At 68.9% G+C, this 15,245-nt stretch carries 17 protein-coding genes; all 17 read right to left on the bottom strand.

Annotation, left to right across the window (positions count from 1 at the left end):
* Positions 1-4 precede the first annotated feature (4 nt).
* Positions 5-1,354, bottom strand: coding sequence for a coproporphyrinogen-III oxidase family protein (locus tag J7357_RS11580; RefSeq protein ID WP_209246600.1), 1,350 nt, complete (start codon positions 1,352-1,354; stop codon positions 5-7).
* Positions 1,351-1,632, bottom strand: a complete 282-nt coding sequence (locus tag J7357_RS11585) for a phosphopantetheine-binding protein (RefSeq protein WP_010340779.1) — start codon at positions 1,630-1,632, stop codon at positions 1,351-1,353. The genes J7357_RS11580 and J7357_RS11585 overlap by 4 nt, the downstream gene beginning before the upstream one ends.
* Positions 1,625-2,974 (bottom strand): AMP-binding protein, encoded by a 1,350-nt coding sequence (locus J7357_RS11590; protein WP_209246602.1) that lies wholly within the window; start codon positions 2,972-2,974, stop codon positions 1,625-1,627. Before J7357_RS11590 ends, J7357_RS11585 begins: the two co-directional genes overlap by 8 nt.
* A complete protein-coding gene (locus tag J7357_RS11595; protein ID WP_209246604.1) occupies positions 2,974-3,522 on the bottom strand; it encodes a hypothetical protein in 549 nt (182 codons plus the stop codon). Before J7357_RS11595 ends, J7357_RS11590 begins: the two co-directional genes overlap by 1 nt.
* Before the next feature lie 200 nt (positions 3,523-3,722).
* Positions 3,723-5,003, bottom strand: a complete 1,281-nt coding sequence (locus J7357_RS11600) for a hypothetical protein (protein WP_209246606.1) — start codon at positions 5,001-5,003, stop codon at positions 3,723-3,725.
* Positions 5,004-5,014: 11 nt separating this feature from the next.
* On the bottom strand, positions 5,015-5,887 hold the full coding sequence (locus J7357_RS11605) for a CCA tRNA nucleotidyltransferase (protein ID WP_244667454.1): 873 nt from the start codon (positions 5,885-5,887) through the stop codon (positions 5,015-5,017).
* 2 nt (positions 5,888-5,889) lie between these two features.
* On the bottom strand, positions 5,890-6,666 hold the full coding sequence (locus J7357_RS11610) for an ABC transporter permease (RefSeq protein ID WP_209246608.1): 777 nt from the start codon (positions 6,664-6,666) through the stop codon (positions 5,890-5,892).
* Between the two features lie 60 nt (positions 6,667-6,726).
* Positions 6,727-7,401, bottom strand: coding sequence for a GrpB family protein (locus J7357_RS11615; RefSeq protein ID WP_209246610.1), 675 nt, complete (start codon positions 7,399-7,401; stop codon positions 6,727-6,729).
* 274 nt (positions 7,402-7,675) lie between these two features.
* Entirely contained in the window at positions 7,676-8,299 is a 624-nt protein-coding gene (gene hisIE / locus J7357_RS11620) for a bifunctional phosphoribosyl-AMP cyclohydrolase/phosphoribosyl-ATP diphosphatase HisIE (RefSeq protein ID WP_209246612.1), read from the bottom strand.
* On the bottom strand, positions 8,289-9,065 hold the full coding sequence (gene hisF / locus J7357_RS11625) for an imidazole glycerol phosphate synthase subunit HisF (protein ID WP_209029142.1): 777 nt from the start codon (positions 9,063-9,065) through the stop codon (positions 8,289-8,291). The genes hisIE and hisF overlap by 11 nt, the downstream gene beginning before the upstream one ends.
* Positions 9,059-9,793: a 1-(5-phosphoribosyl)-5-[(5-phosphoribosylamino)methylideneamino]imidazole-4-carboxamide isomerase gene (gene hisA, locus J7357_RS11630; protein ID WP_209246614.1), complete on the bottom strand. Its 735-nt coding sequence runs from the start codon at positions 9,791-9,793 to the stop codon at positions 9,059-9,061. Before hisA ends, hisF begins: the two co-directional genes overlap by 7 nt.
* Positions 9,790-10,392, bottom strand: a complete 603-nt coding sequence (hisH, locus tag J7357_RS11635; protein ID WP_209246616.1) for an imidazole glycerol phosphate synthase subunit HisH — start codon at positions 10,390-10,392, stop codon at positions 9,790-9,792. Before hisH ends, hisA begins: the two co-directional genes overlap by 4 nt.
* Positions 10,393-10,420: 28 nt before the next feature.
* Positions 10,421-11,494: a bifunctional histidinol-phosphatase/imidazoleglycerol-phosphate dehydratase HisB gene (gene hisB / locus J7357_RS11640; protein WP_209246618.1), complete on the bottom strand. Its 1,074-nt coding sequence runs from the start codon at positions 11,492-11,494 to the stop codon at positions 10,421-10,423.
* Positions 11,491-12,591, bottom strand: coding sequence for a histidinol-phosphate transaminase (gene hisC, locus J7357_RS11645; RefSeq protein WP_209246620.1), 1,101 nt, complete (start codon positions 12,589-12,591; stop codon positions 11,491-11,493). The genes hisB and hisC overlap by 4 nt, the downstream gene beginning before the upstream one ends.
* Entirely contained in the window at positions 12,588-13,883 is a 1,296-nt protein-coding gene (gene hisD / locus J7357_RS11650) for a histidinol dehydrogenase (protein WP_209246622.1), read from the bottom strand. The genes hisC and hisD overlap by 4 nt, the downstream gene beginning before the upstream one ends.
* On the bottom strand, positions 13,880-14,794 hold the full coding sequence (gene hisG / locus J7357_RS11655; protein WP_010340765.1) for an ATP phosphoribosyltransferase: 915 nt from the start codon (positions 14,792-14,794) through the stop codon (positions 13,880-13,882). Before hisG ends, hisD begins: the two co-directional genes overlap by 4 nt.
* Positions 14,795-14,803: 9 nt before the next feature.
* A complete protein-coding gene (locus J7357_RS11660; protein WP_209246625.1) occupies positions 14,804-15,130 on the bottom strand; it encodes a YerC/YecD family TrpR-related protein in 327 nt (108 codons plus the stop codon).
* Positions 15,131-15,245: the final 115 nt, after the last annotated feature.

A 15,245-nucleotide genomic window follows, 5' to 3' on the forward strand; every position in this document is an offset into this window, starting at 1 on the left:
GTGGTCAGGCTCTCAGCGGCCCGGCCTTTCCGGTGAGCTTGCGGCGCAGTCCGGCGCCCAGATAACGGCCGCAGTAGTCGCCGTAGAGGATGCCTTCGTCGGTCAGGCGCAGCCGCTCGTCCTCGAGCGTGACCAGGCCCTGCTGCTGCAGGTGCGCAAGGTCCTCGGCGAGCGTCGTGTCCAGCTGCACGCCATGCCTGTCGCGGTAGGCGCCGAGGTCGATCGCGGTCGTCTTCAGCCCCATCACCAGGTCGCGCAGCATCTGGTCGGCGCTGCTGATCTCCAGCACCCGCTGCGTCGGGATCGCACCGCGCTCGACGCGGTCCAGATAGGCATCGATCTCGGTGACGTTCTGCCGGCTGCGTCCGCCCACGGTGCCGAACGCCGATGCGCCGAAGCCATACAGGTCTTCGCCGCGCCAGCGGCTGATGATGTGCCGTTGCGGATACTTCCCTTCGCGGGTGAAGGTGAAATAGGTGGACGGCAGATAGCCTGCCTCGCGCAGCCGCGAAAGGCCCCAGCGCGCAAACGCCATTTCCTGGTCCGCACCGGGCAGCGTGAGCGTGCCCTGGCGGACGTCGTTCATGTAGTGCGCGTTGGAGTACAACTCCATCTTGTAGACGGTGACCGCATGCACGCCGAGGGAGATGGCGCGGTTGATCGAATGCTGCCAGCTGCCCATCACCTCGCCTTCGAGCCCGGACAGCAGGTCCACATTGACCACGGCACCGGTCTTCAGGGCGCGCTCGATCGCCCGCGAGTTCTTCTCGTCGGTATCGTGGCGACCGGTCAGGGCGACCACGCGGTCGTCGAAGGACTGGATGCCGAAGCTGATCCGGTTGACGCCCAGGTCCGCCAGCCCATCGATCATGCGGTTGTTCAACGTGATCGGCTCGATCTCGAAGACGAACTCCGGCGCATCGAGCACGAAGCACTCCTCGATCTTGCGCTTGATGCGGCGCAACTGCTCGGGCTGGATCACGCTCGGCGTGCCGCCGCCGAAGTAGATCGACTTCACCGTGCGTCCGCGCAACCTGTGCGCATCGGCGACCAGTTCGATCTCGCGGCACAGCGCGTCGACATAGCGCTCGCGCACCGCGTGCGAGGAGTCGGACAGGATCTCGATCTTGAAGAAGCAGTAGCGACAGCGCTGCAGGCAGAAGGGGATATGGAAGTACAGATGCAGCGGCTGTTCGGCCAGGAGATCGGCGTCGCCGGCCGACTTCCAGTAGCGCTGGGGCGGCCACGCCACCACGAAGCCGTCGCGGTTGGGCAGTTCGTTGCGATAGTCCGGCGGCGGCGGCAGGGGCGGACCACGCGCGTCGTCGACCAGCGCGATCGTGAGCTCGGTCATTGCGCCGCCTCGGCCGTGCGCGCCGGCAGGCGCATGAGCACGAGCGAGGCCACGCTGTCCAGCGACCTGAACGTGTCCGACTCCAGGTCTTCGTCCAGGATGCGGATCGGGAAACGACGCTCCAGATGGTTTATGAACTCCGCCATGCTGATCGAATCCAGCGCAAGCCCGTCTTCCAGGAACGACGCCCCATCCGGGATCTGCTCGTAGCGCACATTGAGATCCAGGTCCTCGGCGATCAGCCGCTTCAAGGTATCGACGATCTGGGGCTTATCCATGGCAGTAGTCCTTGATGATGGTCTTCCGGTCGGGCTTTCCGCTGCCCAGACAAGGCAGATCCGAAACGAGCGAGTAGTGATCCGGCCTGGCGAAGGCCGGCAGCGTGATCGACGCATGCTGCTTGAGCACGTCGACGGTCAGCGTGGGGTTGGCAGGCTTGACCACGGCCGCGATCGCCTTGCCCGCCGTGGTGTCCTCGTCGAGCACGATCGCCACGGCCTGCGCGACGTCGGGCCACGCCATCATGGTGCTCTCCAGATCGGCCAGGATCAGCAGCCTGCCCGCGCGGTTCAGGCTGAGATCGGCGCGGCCGCGGATGCAGAAGCCGCCACTGTCATCGAAGGCCGCGATGTCGCGCGTGTCCCAGACCGCGGGAAACGCCGTCAGTTCGCCTTGATGGGCCAGATGCGTGGCGGCGTGCGGATGGGTCACCAGCAGATTGCCCTGTCCGGCGTTGGCGTCCGCGATGCATGCGGACACGCCCTCGAGCGGACGCAACGCCCCGGGCGCATTGGGCGCGGAAATCGCGACCACGCCCAGTTCGGAACTTCCGTAGAGGTCGAAAACGCGATTGAAGACCTGCTGCGCCTGCGCGTGCAGTACCGGCGGCGTCGCGTCGCCGGCAAGCACCAGGCCGCGACAGCCGACGACCGGGGCGTTCTTGCGCTGCAGCAGCATTCGCAACAGATGCGGCGTGGAAAAGACCCAGGTCGGCCTCGCAGCGCGCAACGCATCGTTGAAGCCCAGCAGATTGGCCTTGGGCAGCAGATGGATCTGCGCGCCGGCCAGCAATGCCGGCAGCAGCGCCGCGCCGAGACCGTACATGTGATGCAGGGGAACGGTGATCAACACCCGATCGTCGGCGCCGAGTTGCAACCGGCGCAGCACCATGGCGCTGGTCGCCAGCAGATCGTCGTATGCATGCCAGATCACCTTGGGCGCGCCCACCGTGCCCGAGGAGAGCACCGCCAAGCCCGCGGGCCACTGCGCATGCCCGGCCGGCGGCGGGACGATCTGCAGCGGGGACGGCGCAGCGCCACTTTCGATCGCCGCACCGACATGCACATCGCACAGCGGCGGTGGCGCGGCGTTGCCTGCACACAGCAGCAGCGAATGCCCATCGACAATGGCGGCCAGCAATTGCGACAGCATCTCCAGATCGCCGACGCCCAGCATCGCCGCCCGCGTGTACCCGCGCTTGGCCTTCCAGCGCTCGCGCCCGCTGTGCAGCAGGTCCTGCAGCGTCGCCCGCGCTCCATTCAGGTGCACCACGCTGCCGCTGGCGGCGAGCGCGCCGCGCCAGTCGCACGCGGAAGCGTGGGCGCGCTCGACCGGCGTCATCATGCGCGCTCCAGCGATTCGTTGTTGAGGATTTCGCTGACCTCGACGCAGTCGATGCCGTTGAGTTTCATCGCGTAGCGCCGCGAGAGCGCCCAGGTCGATTCGGTACGGAGACTGCGAGGTGCGGGCACGGCAAGCGTCTCCAGGTCGGTCTTTTCAAGGAGACCACGATCGTGCGGATCGAACAGCTTGCCGATTCCTACGCTGCCGTCGAGCAGCTTCTGCCGCTGCTGCGCGTCGACGCAGGACAGGCGGATCGACGATTCGGCGACCAGGAGGATGTTGCGCGGATCGCGCACGTAAAGGCGCGAACGGCGGCACAGGACCTCGCCTTCGTTCGCCCGCGCTTCGATATGCTGATCGAGGACATGGACCTCGACGGGCGATCCGGCGAGCGCCTCCAGAAAGAAGGTGGTGGAGCCGCGCAAGGCCAGATAATCGTTGAGCCGTTGCGTGGGGACGGCATCGGCGCAGCGCCTATCGGCATACAAGTCCGCAGGGCGCGCATCCGGAAAAGCGGTCCAGGAGGCCAACAAGTGCGAGGTCATATCCGTCCTTGAAACATGCTGCAGGCCGCGCACATACGGCCGTCAGATGCACAACCAACACGTGTGCATTTCCTTATGCTGTAAGGGCTATGACCTGAGTATATTCAGAAGAATTTTTGAAATTCAACGCACCTTTCATCCGCGACTCGAAAATGTAGACAAGTGACGGCGTCGATGCGGGCGCGGCAGTGCACTCGATCTCATCGCGTTCGCGGTGCGAGCACGGTCTCGACCGCTGCGGAAAACACCCATGCGGTGTCTCGGCACGGTTGCGCATTGGGATCGTAGCCGCCCACGTACAGCATGCCGGGTTCGAACGGCGATGCCGCGAAGCTGCGTGCGGCAAAAAGAGGCGTGGACGGCGCCAGATCCGCAGATTCGATCCGCGCGAGCGTATGCCGCTGCCCGTCCGGATCGCGGATCAGATACCAGGCGTCGCGGGCCCAGCCGTCGGGCGGATGCACGTCGTCGCGGGCACTGTCGCTGGCTCCAACGCCTGCGAGCAGCAACGTCTGTGCGCTGGCGGGATCGCGCACCGACGTGAAGTCGTCGTAGGCGACCACGCCAAAGGCCGGGCGCTTTCCCCAGTGCGCGCCCAGAAACTCGAGGACATCCAGTTCGAGGGTCTCCCTGAAGTCGTCCTGCGGATCGATCCGGACGATGCGGCAACGGTCGCCTTCCAACGCCGCCAGCAACACCTGACCCGATCCGGAGGGATGCGGCACGCCCATGAGCCCGCGATATCCGCAACTCGGGAAGATCAGCGGTTCGGCGATCGTGTGCACGCTCTCCCATCGCGGCACAGGGCCGTCGATGCGCCGATAGATGTGCGGCCTGATGCTGACGTACAGGACCCCATCGCATTCGGTGAAGGCCATGGGACGGCGCCGGTAGCCGCTTAGCTCGGCCTGTGGGTCCCAGCGGATCTTGCCTGGCACGTCCGGATCGTAGCTGCCGCTGAAGATGCCGAGCGGCAAAGTGCCGACGAAGACGCGCTCCTGCCCGGTCACCGTGTCGCGGTGGACGAAGAAGCTGCGCGCGGCGGTCAGGCCCGACCCGCTCCCCAGGTGCGTGCGCGCCCACGTCCCGGTGTCGTCGTCGAGGCAATCGACATACACGGCGCCCTTGTTGTTGGACGGCCCGGCGAGCAGCAGCGAGACGGGCGCATCGAGCGTTCGCCCGCGTTCGTCCTCGGTAAACGCCACCGACCTGAGCGTTGCCCGCCAGTAGTCGCGGTCGTAGGCGTGCACCTGGCGCCATTCGCCGTCGGCGCGATCCAGCATGGCGACCTGGGCGCCGACCGCGGGGTCGCCCGGCAGGTAGCGGTTGTGGGAATAGGACAACAGGGAAAACAGCTTTCCTCGATGCGGCACCAGATGCAGCACTTCCGTGCCGCCGAGCAGGTGGCCGTCGCCGTCGCGCATCCCGGCTTGGAAGACGCGCCGGAACGGGGCCGGCGTCGTGGCGATGGATGCGTGCATGCAGGTTTCCCTCAGCCGAAGAAGGCGTCCAAGGTCTCGATGGAGGCGGCCTGGCGGGCGTGCGCATAGAGGACGCCCTTGAACGCTGCCTGCTGATCGCGTTCCACGCGCAGCTGCTCCGGTGTCCATCGACGAATGCGCGCGCCCATGCCCTGGATGTCGCGGTCGGCATGGTCTTTCAGATACTCGAGCACGTTCGACGTCGGCGAATAGCCGCGACTGAGGAATTGCGCGATGCGGAAGGTCATCCGGTAGCTCGCCGCCAGCACGCGCGGATGGGCGATGATGCGGAGGGATTTTTCGCGCAGATCCCGGGTACCGCAGTGCAGCGGGTCGCGCAGCACCTGCCCGGCGCAGTCGTAATAGAACGCATTGACCGAGAAATCGCGCATCAGCGCGTCTTCGACCAGATCCGAACGTGCGACGAACGTCGTCGTCCACATGTCGTTGCCCTGGATATCCCGCCAGCTGCGCAGGATGTTGAGATCGACCGCACCTGATGCGGGGTCGCCCCAGCGCACCACGCCGAACCGGTCGTTGCGCATGCGCACCGCAGCCTCCGCATCGGGATAGGCGTCGCGCAGCAGGCGCAGCGCCTCGTCCACGCCGCACTCCAGCGCCAGGTCGATGTCCTTGCCGGGCAGGCCCACCAGCCAGTCGCGCGGCGCACCTCCGACGACGAAGACGCGCTTGCCGGCACGGCCTAATACGGCGACAAGATCGCGCACGCGCACGTCGTATCGGGCGTCCCGATACACCGGCTGATCGAATGCGGCTTCCAGCAGGCCTGGCGCAAGCGCGGCGTCGCCGATGTCCATGTCGCGAGCTCCCTGGTCCTGACGGCCGATCGTCACCGCTGCGTCCCGCGCATGCTTCACCGCCATGCTCAGGATCTGACGCCGACACCTCTGCCGAGCAACGTCAGCGCGACAGCGCCCAAGCCTATAATGAACATCAGCATGACCACAAGCGAGGTGCCGACGCTCGCTGCGGCGTCCGCGCCCAGCACGCCGTAGCGGAACGCGCTGATCACGTGCATCAGGGGATTGATGCGCGCAAGGCTCTGCCAGGGCTCGCCCAGCAGGCCGATCGGGTAGAACACACCGCCAAGATAGGACAGCGGCGTCAGCACGTAGGTCGACACATGCGCCGTGTCGTAGAAGTTCTTCGCGTAGATCGCGACGATGACGCCGACCAACGAAAAGATCGTGGCCGCCAGAAGCGCCGAAAGAAAGACGATGAACGGGTGCGCGACCTGCAGCGCGGTCATCGGCAATGCGATCAGCAACACCAGGCCGCCGACGAGCAGGCCGCGCACCACCGCCGCGGCCACATAGCCCAGCAGGATGGTCCAGTCGTGCATGGGCGATACCAGCAGTTCCTCGATCGCGCGATTGAAGCGGATGAAATAGAACGCGTTCGATGCGTTTGCGTAGCTGTTGGTGATGACGCACATCATCACCAGGCCCGGCGCGATGAAGTGCAGGTAGCTGACGCCGTCGACGGTGCCGATCCGGGTTCCGATCAACTTGCCGAAGATCAGGACGTACAGGACCATCATCGTCAGCGGCGGAACCAGCGTCTGCACCCACATGCGGAACATGTGCGCGATTTCGCGCCGAACCAGGGCCTGCAGCGCGATCAGGCTGTGCGAGGCCCTCACACCGCACCGGATCGCGTCGGCAGATGAAACCGGGATTCCTCCAGGAGGGATGCCGGCATGTCAGGTCCCCTGGCGCCACGCATTGGCGCGTGCGGTGATCCGCACCACGAGGACTTTCTTGAACACGCTGTAGTCCAGCCAGGTCTGCCCGGGCACCGCCGCCAATGCCTGCTTGAGCTCCAGATAGCGCTGCCGCTCTTGCGGAAACGCACGCAGGAAATCGCGGAAATTGCGGATGTCGGTGAATCGGGGATTGTCGGCGGCGCAGGTATGGACCACGACCGCGCGATCGCCGGCCTGCCCGATGCGCCAATGCCAGGAGAATCCTGCATCGATCGGGCTTTCGCCATATGCCTGATAGCCGAGTTCCGACAATATGCCGGACTGCCGTTCGGCCGACAGCGATGCGCCGCGTGCCATCGCGATGTCCAGGATGTTCTTGCTCGGCAAGTCCGGGATCGCTGTGCTGCCGATATGCTCGACACCCGGCACATCCTCTCCGGCGAACGCGTCCAGCAGCCGATCCTTTTCCTCTTCGAATGCGCGCGGCCAGCCTGGGTCGTAGTGGCTCTGCATGTCCAGCGTCAACGCCGGCGGGCGCACGCGCGCGTAGCGGCGCACGAGGTGTTCGACCGTCTCCGCGCCCAACTCGCCGGGCTGCACCTGCGCCTTGAGTCGCCTGATGACGCGCGCCAGCTGCAGGGCGCCCCCGAGATCCTGGGCGTCGGGGCTCATGGCCCGACACCGGCGCACCGCGCAGGGAGCGCAGTGCCCGCATCGAGGCGTGATGCATCCAGCCAACTTCCCATTGCATCTCCATTGCACGTCAGTTGATCGCCGCGAACGCGGTTCGTGGCCTCCACATCCGCGTGATTGCTGCCATCTTGGCAGCGCATTCGCACGTGTCCGCATGCTTATCAAAGGCATGCGGGTTGTCAAGCGACATCAGACCGGCAAGGCGGCTGCGATGTGGACAAGATGGGCGACGCCTGGCGCGGCGTCACCTGGACTACCGGTGCCGCGCTTCCAGCACCGCCACCGCGTCGGCCAGGCCCAGGCCGCGCGCGCGCAGCAGCACGGTCAGGTGGTAGAGCAGATCGGCGGATTCGCCGAGCAGTTCCTCGTCGCCCTGGGCGACGCCGGCCAGCGCGGTCTCCACGCCCTCCTCGCCCACCTTCTGCGCGATGCGCCGCGTGCCTGTCTCGAACAGCTGCGTGGTGTAGCTGCCGGCCGGCCGCTCGCGCTCGCGCTGCGCGACCAGGCGATCGAGCGCACCCAGGAACTGGCCCGGCGCCTGCGGGAAGCAGCTGTCGCGGCCGAGGTGACAGGTCGGCCCACGCGGATGCGCCAGCACCAGCAAGGTGTCGCGATCGCAATCGGTGTCGATCACCACAACGTCCAGGACATGGCCGGAGCTTTCGCCCTTGGTCCACAGCCGCTGCTTGCTGCGACTGTAGAAGGTGACCTGGCCGCTGCGGCGCGTGGCCGCCAGCGCCTCCTGGTTCATGTAGCCCAGCATCAGCACGCGCAGCGTGGCGGCGTCCTGCACCACCACCGGCAACAGGCCGTCGCCCTTGCCCCAGTCCAGCGCCGCGTCGGCGGCGTCCGCATCGTGGGAATGTTCATGCGCCATCGCGCACCTCGATCTGTCGTTGGCGCAGGAAGCGCTTGAGTTCGGGAATGGGGATCGCGCCGCTGTGGAAGACGCTGGCGGCCAGCGCGCCGTCGACGTCGGCACGCTCGAACACGTCGGCGAAGTGCTGCATCTCGCCCGCACCGCCGGAGGCCACCAGCGGCACCTTGCACAGGGCGCGCACCTCGTGCAGTTGGGCGATGTCGTAGCCACGGCGCACGCCGTCGCTGTCCATGCAGTTGAGCACGATCTCGCCGGCGCCCAGGCGCTGCGCCTCCACCACCCAGTCCAGGGTGCGCACGCGCAGCGCCTGGGTCTTGCTGGGATCGCCGGTGAAGCGGCGCACGCGCCACTGGCCATCGTCCTCGCGGATCGAATCGATGCCGACCACCACGCATTGCACGCCGAATGCCTCGGCCAGCTCGGCGATCAGCGCCGGCCGCTCCAGCGCCGGCGAATTGATCGAGATCTTGTCGGCGCCGGCGTGCAGCACCGCGCGCGCGGTGGCGACGTCGCGGATGCCGCCGGCCACGCAGAACGGGATGTCCAGCAACCGCGCCACCTTCTCGACCCAGGCGTAGTCCACCGAGCGTCCTTCCGGGCTGGCGCCGATGTCATAGAACACCAGTTCGTCGGCACCCTGGTCGCGGTAGCGCAACGCCAATTCGGCGATGTCGCCCATGTCCACGTGGTCGCGGAACTTGACGCCCTTGACCACGCGCCCTTCGCGTACGTCCAGGCACGGGATGATGCGCCGGCTCAGCATGCCAGCGCCTCATCCAGGCGCAGCCGCCCTTCCAGCAAGGCCTTGCCGAGCACCGCGCCGGCGCAGCCGGCCTCGCGCGCGCCGCGCACGTCGGCGGCGTCGCGGATGCCGCCGGAGGCCTGCACTGCCAGCGTCGGTGCGAGCTGCCGCAGGTGCGCGTACAAGGCCAGATTCGGCCCGGACAGCATGCCGTCGCGGGCGATGTCGGTGCACAGCAGATGCACCAGCCCGGCCGCGGCGTACTCGCCGGCCAGCGTATCCAGGCTCAGCGACGAGGTCTCGGTCCAGCCGTGCACGGGCAGGCGCCAGACGCCGCGCGCGTCCTGGCGGCTGTCCAGCGCCACGGTGATGCGCTCGGGACCGAACTCGGCCAGCCATTCCAGCACCGATTCGCGATCGCGCACCGCCAGCGAGCCGATCACCACGCGGCTGGCGCCGGCCTCGAGCAGGCGCTGCACGTCGGCACGCGAGCGCACGCCGCCGCCGGTCTGCACCTGCAGCCCGGTCTCGCTGCGGATCCGCTGCAGCAGCGGCGCCAGGGTGTAGCCGCCGGCGCGGGCCGCGTCCAGGTCGACGAGGTGCATCCACTGCGCGCCGGCCTCGGCGAAGGCCTGCGCGCGGCGCAGCGGATCGTCGCCGTAGTGGGTCTCGCGGGCGTAGTCGCCCTGCGCCAGCCGCACCACGCGGCCGTCGCGGATGTCCAGCGCGGGATAGACGACGAAGCTCATGGGAAATCGGTCTCGAGGAAGTTGCGCAGGATGCGCGCGCCGGTGTCGGCCGAGCGCTCGGGATGGAATTGCGCGCCACAGCGGCGACCATGCTGCACCACCGCGGTGAACAGGCCGCCATGATCGCAGGCGGCAACAGTGTCGCCTGTGACCGGTGCGGCATAGCCGTGCACGAAGTAGGCGCTGGCACCGTCCGGCACGCCCGCCAGCAGCGACGATGGCCGCAGCGGCAACAGCCGGTTCCAGCCCATGTGCGGCACGCGGATGCCCAGCGCAGGCGGCATGCGCCGGACCACGCCGGTCAGCAGGCCCAGGCAGTCGACATCGCCCTCCTCCGAGCGCTCGAACAGCAACTGCATGCCCAGGCAGATGCCGATCAGCGGCACCTGTAGCGCGCGCAATGGCTCGATCAGACCTTGTTCGCGCAGCCGCGCCATCGCGTGCGGCGCGGCGCCGACACCTGGCAGTATCACCCGGTCCGCGCCTTGCAGTCCGGCGGCGTCGCGCACCAGCCGGGCTTCCACGCCGAGGCGTTCGAGCGCGTAGCGCACCGAACCGAGATTGGCGCCGCCGGCATCGATCAGGGCGACATCGCTCATCGCACGCTCCCTGCGAAACCCGCGCGCATCACAGTACCCCCTTGGTCGAGGGGAGCGCCGCACCCTCGCGCTTCAGCGCCTGGCGCAAGGCGCGCGCCAGCGCCTTGAAGCAGGCCTCGACCTTGTGGTGGTCGTTGTCGCCGCGCACGCTCAGGTGCAGGTTCAGCCCGGCCGCGTCGCACAGCGAGCGGAAGAAGTGCGGCACCAGTTCGGTGGGCATGTCGCCGACCCGCTCGCGCTTGAACTCGCCTTCGAACACGAAGTACGGGCGCCCGCTGAAATCCAGCGCGGCGCTGGCCAGGGTCTCGTCCATCGGCAGGGTGAAGCCGTAGCGACCGATGCCGCGCTTGTCGCCCAAGGCCTGCCGCAGTGCCTGGCCCAGCGCCAGGCCGGTGTCCTCGATGGTGTGGTGTTCGTCGATGTGCAGGTCGCCTTCGGCGCGCACGTCCAGGGCGAAGCCGCCATGCTTGCCGATCTGCTCGAGCATGTGGTCGAAGAACGGCAGGCCGGTGGCGCAGTGCGGGTCGCGCACCAGATCCAGGTCCAGTTCCACCGCGATGCGGGTTTCCTTGGTGTCGCGCTGCACCCGCGCACGCCGCGGCGCATCGGCAAGCTCGTGGGCGATGCCGGCCCAGTCCCACTCGCCGCCGAACTGCGCGGTGCGCAACTGGAAGCCGCGGATGCGCAGGTTCTCGGCGAACTGGATGTCGGTGACGCGGTCGCCGACCATCGCCGAGCGCGCCCAGTCGATGCTGCGGTCCTGCAGGTACGGCAGCATCAGGCCGATGCCGGGCTTGCGCGTGGGCGCATTGTCGGCCGGCCAACTGCGGTCGACCAGCACCTCGCGGAACACGATGCCCTGGCTGGCGAAGATCTGCAGCATCAGGCCGTTGGGGCCATCGAAGGCGGCCTGCGGGTAGGCCTCGCTGCCGAGGCCGTCCTGGTTGGTGACGATGACGAACTGGTAGCCGGCGTCGCGCAGCTTGAGCATCGCCGGGATCACGCCCTGCACGAAGCGCAGCTTCTCGTAGGCGTCGATCTGGAAATCGGCCGGCTCCTCGATCAGGGTGCCGTCGCGGTCCACGAACAGGATCGGGGTCATGCCGCCGCCCTCCACGCCTGCAGCGCGCCAAGCACGCGCTGGTTCTGCGCCGGCGTCCCCAGGGTGATGCGCAGTGCGTCGCCCAGGCCGGGCGCGGCGCGCTGGTCGCGTACTACCACGCCGGCCGCCAGCAGCGCCTGGAACGCGCCCTCGGCGTCGTCGAAACGCAGCAGCAGGAAATTGCCCTGCGACGGATACACCTGGCGCACGCCGGGCAGCGCCGCCAGCGCCGCCTGCATGCGCGTGCGCTCGGCGCGCACTTCCTGCACCCGCGCCGCGGTCTGCCGCAGCGGTTCGGGCTGCAGCGCGGCCAGCGCCAGTTGCGTGCACGGCGCCGGAATCGGATACGGCGCCTGGCAACGCCGCAGCACCGCGATCAGCGCCGGATCGGCGATCACGCAACCGATCCGCGCCGCCGCCAGCGCGTGGGCTTTGGACAACGTGCGCAGCACCGCCAGGTTGGCGTGGCGCGCGAGCAAGGTCGTCGCCGATGCCTCGTCGGAGAACTCGCCATAGGCTTCGTCCACCACCAGCACCGCACGGCCCTGCAGGCGCTCGGCGGCGCGGGCGATGTCGGCCAGCGCGATCGCCGCGCCGCCGGGGTTGCCCGGCGAGCACAGGAACACCAGCTTGGCCATCTGGCTCAGCGCGGCGTCCACCACCGCGTCCACGTCGGTGAGCAGGCCTTCGGCGGTATCGCGCAGCGGCAACTCGACCACGCGCGCGTTCTGCAGCCGCGCGCAGACCGCGTACATGCCGAACACCGGCGGGGTGATGACGATGGCGTCGCGGCCCGGCTCGCACAGGGCGCGCAGCAGCAGGTCGATGGCCTCGTCGCTGCCGCGACCGAGCAGCACCTGTTCCGGGGCGCAGGCGTACAGCTGCGCCAGGGCGGCGCGCAGCGCCGGCGGCTGCGGGTCGGGATAGCGGCGGTTGCCGGCGTCGCCATCGGCGGCGTTGGCCCAGGCCGACTCGTTGGCATTGAGCCAGATGTCGCCCTGCAGCGCGCTGCTGCGTGCGGACGAGTAGCCGGCGAAGTCGCGCAGGTCCGGGCGGACCAGCGCCAGCACGGCGCGCGCGTCGGAGGCCGCGCTCATGCCGCCTTCTCCATGCGCAGCGCCACCGCATTGGCGTGCGCGTCCAGGCCTTCGGCACGCGCCATCAGCACCGCGCAGCCGCCGATCGTGGCGATGCCGGCGGCGCTGGCGCTCTGCACGCTGACGAAATTCTGGAAGCTGGCCACGCTCACGCCGCTGTAGGCGCGCGCCGCGCCGCTGGTGGGCAGCACGTGGTTGGTGCCGCTGCAGTAATCGCCCAGCGCCTCGGGGGTGTAGTCGCCCAGGAACACCGAGCCGGCGGCCTCGACCCGGTCCAGCCAGTCGCGCGGCGCGCGCAGCGCCAGGATCAGGTGTTCCGGGGCGTAGCGGTTGCTGATGGCGAAGGCATCCTCCAGGGTGTCGACACGGATCAGCCGCGACGCGGCCAGCGCCTGCCGGGCGATCGCCGCGCGCGGCAGCGTCGCCAGCTGCCGCTCCAGTTCGTTCTCCACCGCCTCGATCAGCGCGGCGCTGTCGGACAGCAGCAGCACCTGCGAATCCGGGCCGTGCTCGGCCTGCGACAGCAGGTCGGCGGCGACGAAGGCGGCATCGGCGCCGGCGTCGGCGATCACCAGCACCTCGGACGGACCGGCCGGCATGTCGATCGCCGCCGCGCCGGCCTGCGCGATTTGCTGCTTGGCCTCGGTGACGTAGCTGTTGCCGGGACCGAACAGCTTGTCGCAGGACGGCACGGTCTCGGTGCCGAAGCCCATCGCCGCGATCGCCTGGGCGCCGCCGAGCTTGAACACCCGGTCCACACCACACAGCGTCGCCGCGACCAGCACCGCCGGATCGGCCGAGCCGTCGGCGCGCGGCGGCGTGCACAGCACCACCTCGCGGCAGCCGGCCAGTGCCGCCGGCACGCACAGCATCAGCGCGGTCGACGGCAGCGGTGCGCTGCCGGCCGGCACGTACAGGCCGACCCGCCCGATCGGCCGCACCACGCGCTCGCAGACCACGCCCGGCGCGGTCTCGACCGCATACGGCTGCGCCATGCCCGCACGGTGGAAGGTGTCGATCCGCGCCGCCGCCTCGGCCATCGCCCCGCGCAGCGGCGCCGGCACCGCCGCTTCGGCGGCGGCGAACTCCTCGGCGCTCACTTCGAGCGTCTCCAGCACCACGCCGTCGAAGCGCGCGGTGAGCTCGCGCAACGCGACGTCGCCGCGGCTGCGCACCGCGTCCAGCACCTGCGCCACGGCGCTGCGAGTCTGGTCGGCGACGCGCTGCACCGGCCGGGTCAGCGCCTGGGTGCGCTCCTGCGCGTCGAGCGCGCTCCATTCCAATCGATTCATGCCAGCGACCGCTCCACCGTCAACACCATCAACCCCTGCGCGCCTGCGCGCTCCAGTTCCTCCATGCGCTGCCAGGTGATGGCCCCGTGGCACATGGTCTGCAATTGCAGCGGGCCGTCGGCGTCGCCGGGCAGTTGCACCAGCGGTTCGGCATCGGGCAGCAGCCGCGCCAGGTCGGCGACCCGCTCGCGCGCAGCGCGAAACATCAGCAGCTTGCTGTCGCGCAGCTTGAGCACGCCGTCGAGCCGGCGCAGCAGCATCGCCGCCAGGCCCGCGCGGGCATCGGCCGGTTCGCGGACCGGGCCGGCCAGCACCGCCTCGCTCTCCAGCAGCGTCTCCACCGGCTTGAGCTGGTTGGCGGCCAGGGTGGCGCCGCTGGACACCAGATCGCAGATCAGGTCGGCGGTACCGAGGCGCGGCGCGATCTCCACCGAGCCGGACAGCTCCACCACCTGCGCAGCGATGCCGCGCGCGTCCAGCCAGTCGGCCAGCACCGCCGGATAGCTGGTGGCGATGCGCAGCCCCTGCACCTGTTGCGGGCCGCTCCACTCCCAGCTCTCCGGCACCGCCAGCATCAACCGGCATTGCCCGAAGTTCAGCCCGCGCAGGGCGCGATAGGCCTCCGGCAAGCCATTGCGGCGGCGCTCGCCGGCCTGCTCGTCGAGTTCGTTGCGGCCGACGATGCCGAAGTCGCAAACGCCATCGGCGATCAGGCCGGGGATGTCGTCGTCGCGCACCAGCAGCAGGTCCACCGGCAGGGATTCGCCGTAGCAGAACAGCTTGTCGCGGCTCTCGCGCCAGCTCAGCCCGCAGGCGGCCAGCACCGCGCGGGCCGGCTCGGCCAGGCGGCCGCTCTTCTGGATCGCGATACGCAGCCGGTCGCGGGCCGGTGCTGCCAGGGAAGCACTCATCAGGACATCTCAGTGGGAATCGGAGGGGCGCGCCGTCTGCCGGCGCAGCGCCGCGGCATAGCCGCCGGCGCCGTATTCCAGGGTCCGTGCGACACGGCCGATGGTGGTGACGCTGACCTGGGTCAGGTCGTGGATCTCGCGGTACGGCACGCCCTTGAGCAGCAGCGGCACCACCCGCCAGCGGTCCGCCATCGCCTCCAGCTCGGCCGGCGTGCACAGGTCCTGCAGGAACGCCGCCACTTCCTGCGGCTTGCCGAGCTGGGCCAGGGTACGCGCCAACGCCTTGAACGAGGCGTCGCCATCGCGGTCTGCTGCAGGGGCGGGACGTTGTTTCATTGCGCTAATGTAATAGCACGCTATTACAAGGTCAAGCTTGGGCGGGTCGCAGCGACCTGGCGTTCAGCCTCCGGGCCATCCTGTTGCGCGTTCCGGCGCACAGCGCGTTGCCGCG

The organism is Xanthomonas sp. D-109 (assembly GCF_017746095.1).
In the GTDB taxonomy this organism is placed as follows: domain Bacteria; phylum Pseudomonadota; class Gammaproteobacteria; order Xanthomonadales; family Xanthomonadaceae; genus Xanthomonas_A; species Xanthomonas_A sacchari.